Source organism: Microcystis sp. LEGE 08355 (assembly GCF_015207185.1).
Taxonomy (GTDB): Bacteria; Cyanobacteriota; Cyanobacteriia; order Cyanobacteriales; family Microcystaceae; genus Microcystis; species Microcystis panniformis.
On the sequence record NZ_JADEXI010000169.1, the window covers coordinates 1 to 8215 of the forward strand.

At 46.8% G+C, this 8215-nt stretch carries 6 protein-coding genes and 1 pseudogene; 1 reads left to right on the forward strand and 6 read right to left on the reverse strand.

What is annotated here, in order from left to right; all coding sequences use genetic code 11:
• Positions 1–173: 173 nt before the first annotated feature.
• The 5 genes and pseudogenes from IQ242_RS10695 to IQ242_RS10710 form a co-directional block, all read right to left on the reverse strand.
• A complete protein-coding gene (locus IQ242_RS10695; protein ID WP_193959952.1) occupies positions 174–1391 on the reverse strand; it encodes an ATP phosphoribosyltransferase regulatory subunit in 1218 nt (405 codons plus the stop codon).
• A gap of 180 nt (positions 1392–1571) precedes the next feature.
• On the reverse strand, positions 1572–2915 hold the full coding sequence (locus IQ242_RS10700) for a chloride channel protein (protein WP_193959953.1): 1344 nt from the start codon (positions 2913–2915) through the stop codon (positions 1572–1574).
• Between the two features lie 103 nt (positions 2916–3018).
• Positions 3019–3302 (reverse strand): annotated as a pseudogene (locus IQ242_RS27085) (hypothetical protein); the annotation flags it as partial.
• A 104-nt stretch (positions 3303–3406) separates the two neighbouring features.
• A complete protein-coding gene (locus IQ242_RS10705) occupies positions 3407–3862 on the reverse strand; it encodes a peroxiredoxin (RefSeq protein ID WP_193959954.1) in 456 nt (151 codons plus the stop codon).
• Positions 3863–3911: 49 nt separating this feature from the next.
• Entirely contained in the window at positions 3912–5606 is a 1695-nt protein-coding gene (locus tag IQ242_RS10710; RefSeq protein ID WP_193959955.1) for an ABC-F family ATP-binding cassette domain-containing protein, read from the reverse strand.
• A 134-nt stretch (positions 5607–5740) separates the two neighbouring features.
• On the opposite strand from IQ242_RS10710, the gene IQ242_RS10715 reads away from it, so the two are divergent.
• The gene (locus IQ242_RS10715; protein WP_185237017.1) at positions 5741–7384 is read left to right on the forward strand and encodes a CocE/NonD family hydrolase; all 1644 of its coding nucleotides are present in this window, start codon (positions 5741–5743) and stop codon (positions 7382–7384) included.
• Here IQ242_RS10715 and IQ242_RS10720 read toward each other — a convergent pair.
• Complete coding sequence (locus IQ242_RS10720; RefSeq protein WP_193959956.1) at positions 7367–7942, reverse strand: hypothetical protein; 576 nt, start codon at positions 7940–7942, stop codon at positions 7367–7369. The genes IQ242_RS10715 and IQ242_RS10720 overlap by 18 nt on opposite strands.
• Between the last annotated feature and the right edge of the window lie 273 nt (positions 7943–8215).

Sequence of the window (8215 nt, forward strand, 5' to 3'; positions counted from 1 at the left end):
TTGCGTCTTCATCGGCCCGCGTCCTGTAGGGGCGAACCATTCGGGTAAACAATCTACGGTTTCACCGATAGGTTATTGCCCGAATGCTTCGCCCGTACTCTTTGCCGCAACCCCCTAGATAGAGTCCTATAGCAGCGGGCAGAAGGCAGTATTTTCGACGCTTTTGACCCCTTTTAGAGAGATTCTTCGCTCACGGAACCATCTTCCTGCACCCAGGCGAGATTTTTAATCATTCGATCGCGGGCATAGGTGCGAATTTCTGCCTCGCTGCGACCTCCTAAATCGATCGCCACCCTCAGATTCGGATCACTGGTGCGAAGGGAACGAGCTTTACTAAAAGTCGCTATCTGGGCGTTATTACCCAAAGGTATAAGCAACCAGTCGAGGGGAGGAGCCTGGGTGGGTAAAGTCTGCCCTGATAATAAACTTTCGTGCAGTTCTTCGATATTCAGGGAAAAACCGATACCAGGAGCCGATTGACCCTGGGGATGAAAAACGCCCAATAATTGATCATAGCGTCCGCCCTGGCCTAAAATACTGAGATTTTGCTGGTGATCACTAACCGCTTTAAAAACGATGCCGGTGTAGTAATCAAAGGTTTGAATCAGACTTAAATCGAGAATTAGGGGAAAGGGTTCAGAGCGATCGGCATTAAGCAGCTCTACTAGGGATTTAAGGTTATTAACGGCTTTTTGGGCTGATTCTTCCTGGGCCAATACTGCCACTTGTGCGAGAACATCGTGAGGATTACCGCGCAGCTGGAATAATTGTCGGGCTTGCTGCCGGAGGGTTTCGTTGGGATAGGGAAGATTTTCGAGGCTAACGTAGTCAAGGAGGGCTAAACAGCGTTTCACCTGTTCCCGCAAAGGACCGGGAAAAGGGGAAAGTAGGGAACGAGTCAAACCCGCTTCTCCTAGAATAATCTGCCAGTTAGGGACGGCCAAACCATCGAAACAGTCAGCCAAGAGCAGTAAAATCTCGGCGTCAGCTAGTAAACCGCCGGAAAAGAGCAGTTCTACCCCCGCTTGATAGAATTCCACTTGACGACCGTGATAACCGGCGCTAGGGCGACGAAAAACGTTGGCCCGATAACAGAGACGTTGGGGATAGGACTCCCCACTCATGCGGGAGACGGCACTGCGGGCAATGGAAGCGGTTAATTCAGGGCGTAATCCCGATAGTCCTTGACTATTCCCGTGCAGTTGGAGCACGGTGCTGGGATCGATCGCACCGCCTGCGGTGAGGGTATCGAGCCATTCAATGGTGGAGGTGACAATCCTTTGATAGCCCCAACGCTGAAAGACAGACTGAAGGCGATCGTTAATCCAGCCTTTTTGGGTAACTTCTAGGGGTAATAAATCCCTTGTCCCCGCCGGGGGTTGATGAATCATGGGAGTTTGCTAATCAAAATCGGTGGCACTGGTCAGTCCTATTTCACTTTACGACAAGTTGGGTTTAAAGCAGCAATTCTAAATTTGCCCTGTAGCAAGGCTTTTGGGGGTTAGTTCCCATAATAGGGGGTCAAATTCAATGGGATTGCAAATTTGATTTCACTCCCTTGACGGCGGCTTCTAGCGGAACATTGCGCGGAGGGAACTGGAGAGTTGATTGGCTGCCCGTGCGGCCACCAATCCCGAAAGGGCGGCGACCACTACTGTGGCAAGGCAGGTTAACTGGGCAGCCCCCGGTCCACCCACCCCCAGCACCATGGCCATGGCGGTCAGAGGTAGGCGATAGCCGCCGGCAATGCCGGCCGCTGCCCCTGCCGCACCCGCCAGATCCCCCGAAATCTCAAAGGTGGTTGCGAACACCCGGCCACTGAGGTCGCCGATCGCCAGAAAAGGGACAAACACGCCACCACAGCCCCCGGCTAAAACGGCAGCGGTGGTGGCGGCGGCCCGGAGCAGAGCTACCGCTAACAGATGGTAAGGAGTTGTTTCAGTGTTTTCGGCCCAGAGGATAGCGGCCCCCCCCGGTCCAAAAGCCGCTGCTGGAGTCGCCACCTGTCCGATCACGATCGCCAAGAATAGCATCACCAGGCCACCGATCAGGAGACGAGTGCCGGGCCTGTCCCGCAAGCCTCTGGCCCAGTAGATCGCCTCACCGGTGAGGGCTGTAATCGTGCCAGCGATCGCTCCGATCAACAAAGTGGCACCCACCGCATCCCAGAAGTCAGTCGGGGCAACCTGCGGCACGACTAGCCGGATCAGTTGCAGCTTAAAGGCAACGTTGACTCTCCATCCCACCAGTCCCCCTGCTAACATCGCCGCTGCCCGCTCCGGGGTGAGCGGAACCTGGCGTCGCTGACTCAACTCAAACATAAAGAAGCTGCCCACCAGCGGGATTCCCATCAGAGCAGAAACACTTGCCGCACCGCCACCGATGGCCAGGGGCCGCACCAGTTGACGCAGGGCTGGATTTATGCTACCCAACCAGGTTCCCGTGGCCACGCCAATATGAGCCGCCGGTGATTCTGTTCCCATGGGCGCACCCAGTCCAACGGTGGAGAGGATGGCCAGGGCGCGCAACGGTGCTAGATTCCAGGGGAAGCGCTCTTCCGCGCCAGATGCGTTGATCACGTCACCGGTCAGATCGGCGCGAGCAATGTCATGGGGGAAGGAGTACCAGTCCATGAGAGAACCCCAGCGGCCAGAGGCAGTGGCCTCCCGGGGAGCTAAGGTCTGCACGGGTTGCCCCCTACCCAGTCCAAACAGGACTAGCACTGCTAAGGTAACGCCCACCACAGGCAGCAGCAGTCGCCAAACGCTATCCAGTCCAGAGGCCCTATCGAGGGTTTGCTTGATCGCCTGGGTCAGCAGTACCGCGGCCAGAGAGCCGATCAAACCGCCGAGCAGGCCGCCAACAGCCCATGTGCCTACCCTGGTTAACAGAAGTTGTAGTTTGTTATTTAGCATCGTGCCAAGAAAGTTAAACTTTTATCGTTCCTATAGCCAGTCCATTGGAGTGGTCAAGCAAAACACCCTGAAAGTCTTTACTATATAGTTAGTAAAAGTATAGTCAATTATAAACAGACTGAATTCCATTTGAGAAATTCCCTTCACTTTTACTTCGAGAGATTAATTTCCTTGGCTGAACTACGCACCTCTCTATCCCATAGCTGAACGGATTTGGGAATGCTTTTCTTAGGATGTTGTAACTTGAAACCACTACTCAACGGATTTAGTATAAGTTAACATTTCAATTAGACGGTTATAAGGAATAGCAACAAACTTTTGGCTGTTAGCTTTGCCTATGTTAGCCTTCTGTTTCCAGCCGTCATTTTTGCCAATAACTAAAGCAGACTGAGGGTGTGTTAGCCAAAATTAACACACCATTAAGGTTATTTTTAAGTCAGAACCAGCCTCATTAGGGGATAGGTGTCTTAATTTCTTGCATAATCATCAACCTAAAAAGATTTAATCGTGTTCAAAGATTCGGTAACGTGAGCTTTAAAATCTAACATAGAATCAAAAATATGTCTGACGATTCCCTCTTTATCAATGATATAGGTAACTCGTCCAGGGAGGACGAATAAGGTAGCGGGAACACCGAATAATTTCCGCACTCGGTTATCGCTATCACTTAAAAGGGTGAAGGGAAGACTATATTTTTGGGCAAATTGTTGATGAGATTGAGGACTATCGGCACTAATCCCAATAACTTCCGCACCCGCGTCGGTAAAGACTTCGTAACTATCGCGGAAAGCGCAGGATTCTGCGGTACAACCCGGAGTATCATCTTTGGGATAAAAATAAATTACTAGGGATTTTTTACCGATTAAATCCCTGATATTAACCGTTGTCCCTGTTTGGGAAGGGAGAGAAAAATCGGGAACTCGATCGCCTACTTTTATAGTTGCCATAAGATTAATTAATTGATAGATAATCGTGGATAGGGTGATACTTTACATTCTAACCTTTTTTGGCCTTTTGTTTAGCGCGTTTAGCGGCAGCTTTGGCCGCTTTTTCGGCTTCAATGCGTTTTTGTTCAGCTTTTTGTTTTTCTTCGTCTAGTTTTTCTAGATAATAGTGATAATCTCCCGCATAGACAATTAATTCACCATCCCGAATCTCGACAATTTTGTTAGCTACCTGGGAGATAAAATAACGATCATGGGAAACAATTAAAACCGTGCCTTCATAAACTTTTAAAGCCGATTCTAACATTTCCTTGGCGGGAATATCGAGGTGATTAGTGGGTTCATCGAGAATTAATAAGTTAGCGGGAGCAAGTAACATTTTGGCTAAAGCAAGACGCGCTTTTTCGCCACCACTCAAGGATTCTACTTTTTTTAATACCGTTTCCCCACTGAATAAAAATCGCCCTAAAAGACCGCGAACTTCCACATCTTTCCAATCGGGAACTTCATCATGAATGGTATCTAAAACAGTTTTAGTTAGGTCTAAAGCTTCCGCTTGGTTCTGCTCAAAATAACTAGGAATAACGTTGTGTTTACCGATTTCGATCGAGCCTTCTGTGGGAGCTTCTAACCCAACAATTAAGCGTAAAAGCGTCGATTTTCCCGCACCATTCGGGCCTAAAAACGCCACTCGATCGCCCCTTTCTATTTCCAGATTTGCTCCCAAAAAGAGAATTTTATCATCGTAAATGTGAACAAGATTTTTAATCGTTACCACTTCTCGACCACTACGCACTGCTGGAGGAAACTGGAATTTTAAGGTACGCACATCGGCGATTGGTGCTTCAATTTTTTCCACTTTTTCTAATTGTTTTTCCCGGCTTTTTGCTTGGGTACTGCGGGTGGCACTGGCCCGGAACCGATCGACGAAAGCTTGCTGTTTTTCTAGTTCTTTTTGTTGACGTTCGTAGGCACTTAACTGAGCGGATTGTTGTTCGTATTTTTGCTGTAGGTAGGCAGAATAATTACCTAAATAAGTGGTAGAAACTCCCCTTTCAGTTTCGACAATTTTGGTACAGAGGCGATCAAGAAATTCCCGGTCGTGGGACACTATGACCATGGGAGTGGTTAAATCCTTGAGGAATTTTTCTAACCATTCAATGGTTTCCAAGTCTAAATGGTTAGTCGGTTCATCGAGGAGTAAAATATCGGGAGTTTGCAGGAGAATTTTGCCTAAACTCATCCGCATTTGCCAACCACCACTAAAGGAACTTACCAAGCGATCGCCGTCATCAATAGTAAAGCCCATTTCTGGTAAAATTTTCTCGATGCGGGCTTCTAATCCGTAACCATCTAACCCTTCAAATTGTCTTTGTAAGCGATCCAATTGATGAATTAAGCGATCTAATTCTTCGGGATCAGCTTTTTCCATGCGCTGGGGAATTTCTATTAGTTGATGGTGGACTTGATTCGCTTCTTGAAACACCGTCCAAAATTCCTCGCGTACCGTCCGACGGGGATCCACTTCAAATTCTTGGGTAAGATAGCCGATATGGAGACTGGTAGGACGGATGATCTCCCCAGCGGTGGGTTCCACTTCCCCCATAATAATCTTCAGTTGGGTGGATTTTCCGGCCCCATTGACTCCCACCAATCCGATGCGATCGCCAGTTTTTACTTCCCAAGTGACATCTTTTAACACTTCTCCCGTCGGGTAAATCTTACTAATTCTCTCTAGTCGTAGCATCGCTGATTTTTCTCCAGTCCTAGGCAGTTGAGACAGTCCGCCTTTATTGTAACATTTAGTTAAGCTTTACTGGTCTCTGTCAAGTTTTCTCGATTGAGCCACCTGACAGTATTTTTGATCTGAAAGAGATAATAATGTTTAATCCCTACCCCATAAAAAAAGAAACGGCTAGTTTGATCACCAAAGATGGAATTAGTTTAGCTGCCGATATTTATCGTCCCGATAGTAGGGAATCTTTTCCCATTTTACTAATGCGACAACCCTACGGAAAAGCGATCGCTTCTACGGTGGTTTATGCCCATCCTAGTTGGTATGCACGTCAGGGTTATATTGTAGTAATTCAGGATGTCCAGGGACGGGGAAACTCGACGGGAAATTTTAATTTATTTGCCCATGAAATTAGCGACGGATTAGAAACCATTGAATGGGTTTTAACTATTCCTAATAATACGGGTGTGGTGGGAATGTATGGTTTTTCCTATCAGGGAATGACCCAATTATATTCGGCTGCCAATGGTCACGGTGCTTTAAAAACTATTTGCCCAGGGATGATCGCTCACGATTTATATCGAGATTGGGGCTATGAAAATGAAGCATTTAATTTACAATATAATCTCGCTTGGGCAATACAATTAGCCGCAGAAACAGCTAGATTAAAAGGGGACGAAACAGCTTATCAAAAACTCTGGGTAGCTTCCCGAAATTTACCCCTTTTTGATCCTATTGCTGCCTCTCCCCAAATTCTGCAAGATTTAGCCGCCGATTCTTTTTATCACGATTGGATTACTCGTTATCTTCCCGATGACTATTGGCAAAATTTATCACCGCAAAACCTTTTAAAAAATATCGATTTACCGATGTTACATATCGGAGGTTGGTTCGATCCTCATCTCCGGGGAACTTTGAGTTTATACCAAGAAATGCAAGCGCGTTCTATCTATCCCCAACAGCTAATTATTGGTGCTTGGACTCATCTACCGTGGGGGAGAAAAGTAGGAGAGATAGATTATGGTCAACAGGCAATTAGTCCCGTGGATAAAATGCAGCTGCAATGGTTTGATTATTTCTTAAAAGGTCAGGAAACGGAGTTATTAAAAAATCCTCCTATGTATCTATTTCAAATGGGGTCTAATCAGTGGCAATATCTGGAAAAGTTTCCTAGAGAAAATCAGCAAATTTATTATCTTGCTAGTCAGGGTTTAGCCAATCTGCGCGAGGATGAGGGGAAATTAAGCGCGATTTTGTTAGAACCTGCGATCGAGGATACCATCGTTCACGATCCTTGGCGACCGGTCCCATCTTTAGGAGGTCATAGCGCCCTACCGGGGGGAGTATTCGACCGCACCATGCTAGACTGTCGCAGTGATGTGATTACCTACACTTCTCCCCCCCTAGAGAAAGATTTAACGATTTTGGGTAGTCCCCGTCTGGATTGTTATTGTCAAGCAGACGCGGTTAGTTTCGATATCTGTGCGGTGGTTTCTCAAGTTACCCCCGATGGTCGAGTTTTTAATATCACTCAGGGTTATAAACGGGTAAATAATCCCGAATCACCCCTAAATATTTCCATGCAAGCCACTTTTATCACTATTCCTCAAGGTTATAGCTTGCGTTTGAGTCTCAGTGCTTCTTGCTTTCCCGCACATCCCGTCAACGCGGGGACTGGCAGCCATCCCCACGCAAGTCGGGCGATCGATTTTTCTACTATCACAATTAAGGTTTTTTGTCAAGGAAATTTTCCTGCAAAATTGCTATTACCTTTAGTCGGGGAAAGCTAAACCGCTGCGGGGATCGCGAATGTATAAACCTAACACCAGGGAGGAGATAACCGTATCCCAGACGGGGGTGAATTTGGGAGCATCATCGACCCAATAATCCATAGTAATTAAACATTGAACTCCAGAACCAATACCCACGGCAATGCGCGAATAAGCTGGCCGATTTTCTTGGGGGTCGATGAATTGAATTTGCCCCCAAACAATGCGCGCTGTTTGACGTTTTTCTTGGATAACTTCGCCGATTTCGTGAGGATTGCGGCTATCTTCACGAGCTAACTTTTTGACCATTCCTTTCAGGGGCAATTCTTTCCAATCTCCGGGGGGAAGTAAATTATAGGAAACCTCTAAACGACAATCATCATTGGGGGGTTTTCTATCCAAAAAACGAAAGGAATTATCATCGGGTTCAAAATGCCAATCTTGAGGAACTTCAAAGCGAACTGCACCGCGACCAGCTACAAAAATACTGTTACCCGGACTAGATTTCCAGTTATGATCTGGATTTAAGTCGAGGGTTTCTTTGATCCATTGCAGATTGTGTTTTTTGGATTTAGCCATAGGGATAATCCTGCGATCAGAATCGGACTATAGCTGTCATTATACAGGCTTTTTCCTGAGAATTAAATAGGGTGCATCTCACTTTTGTAAATCTACTAAGTAAAACGTAGGGTGCGTTACTAACGCACCACCTATCATCAACTAAGTAGCCAGTTACAATCAAAGAACAGGAAATGAATCTCACTTTCGTAAATCTACTAAGTTGGGATTTTTAAAGGGAAACTCTCTTTTAAAATTGGGCGTTACTTCCGATTTTATCACTCACTCCAAGCT